At 36.2% G+C, this 1,097-nt stretch carries 1 protein-coding gene and 2 pseudogenes; all 3 read left to right on the forward strand.

What is annotated here, in order from left to right; all coding sequences use genetic code 11:
- Positions 1-207 (forward strand): annotated as a pseudogene (locus JMM81_RS22580) (IS3 family transposase); the annotation flags it as partial.
- Positions 203-622, forward strand: a pseudogene (locus JMM81_RS22585) (DEAD/DEAH box helicase family protein); the annotation flags it as partial. The pseudogenes JMM81_RS22580 and JMM81_RS22585, both read left to right, overlap by 5 nt.
- A 36-nt stretch (positions 623-658) precedes the next feature.
- Complete coding sequence (locus JMM81_RS22590) at positions 659-1,021, forward strand: HIT family protein (protein WP_256243813.1); 363 nt, start codon at positions 659-661, stop codon at positions 1,019-1,021.
- The last annotated feature ends 76 nt before the right edge of the window (positions 1,022-1,097 follow it).

The raw sequence follows: 1,097 nt of genomic DNA on the forward strand, positions 1-1,097 counted from the left end.
CTTTTTCATACGGATCGTGGAAATGAGTTTAAAAATAAGTTGATGGACGATGCTTTAAAGACATTTCATATTCAACGATCTTTAAGCATGAAGGGCTGCCCGTATGACAATGCCGTAGCTGAAGCAACGTTTAAAATCATCAAAGCAGAGTTTGTGAAAGGTCAACATTTTGATCGTTTAGAAGAATTAAAAAGGGAATTAATGGATCGTTGAAGTGGAAAAGACTGCCATGTCCAAAAGCTATAAGATGGTATTGTTGAAAGTGATGCTTGATCGAGGGGTGGACCAATGGTTTCAGCCTATTACTCCTTCAGAGGCAGCACTAACATTTCATCATTATCTGACTGAAAAAGAATATCGTAAACGAATTGATCTTTCTGATAAAGCAGGCAAACAATTGTGGGAGTATCATGAAGACAAAATAAGTAAATTAATTTCCAGAATGCCAATGACGAAGTGGAGTGGCAGTTCGAAGGGGTTAATCGCTTTTGAGAATAGTGTATTTCAGCTTCATTTTGATATAGTAGAAGAAGATCGTGAAATTCTCTACCAATGGACGAAAGAAATTTGTGAATACCGTCTGCATCAGTATTTTGAGCGAAGAGATAAGCGGGAAAACTAAAGGTAGAAATAAATCAAATTAATTGAGGTTATCGTTATGACATGTGTTTTTTGCCAGATAAACGATAGCGTCTTAGAAAACGATTTTGCTATTGCTTTTTACGATAAGTATCCAGTAAACAAAGGTCATCTGCTCATCATTCCTAAAAGACATGTCGAGCAGTATTTTGATTTAACTGTTCAAGAGAGAAGTTCCATTGATCAATTATTATTTGAAGGTAAAAAGATGATTGATGAACAATATCAGCCAGATGGTTATAATATCGGTATCAACTGTGGTGAAGCTGCCGGTCAAACGATTTTTCATGTACATGTTCATCTGATTTCTAGATTCAGAGGGGACATGGAAGATCCACGTGGTGGTGTTCGAGGCGTTATTCCTGAGAAGCAAAAGTATTAACTAAAGGAGAAACAACAAAGGAATAGCGATTCTACATCTGTTACATCCTAATTGTAAAAGTCATGTTGAGATTTAA

It is taken from the genome of Bacillus sp. V3B (assembly GCF_024494465.1).
GTDB lineage: Bacteria > Bacillota > Bacilli > Bacillales > Cytobacillaceae > Bacillus_BD.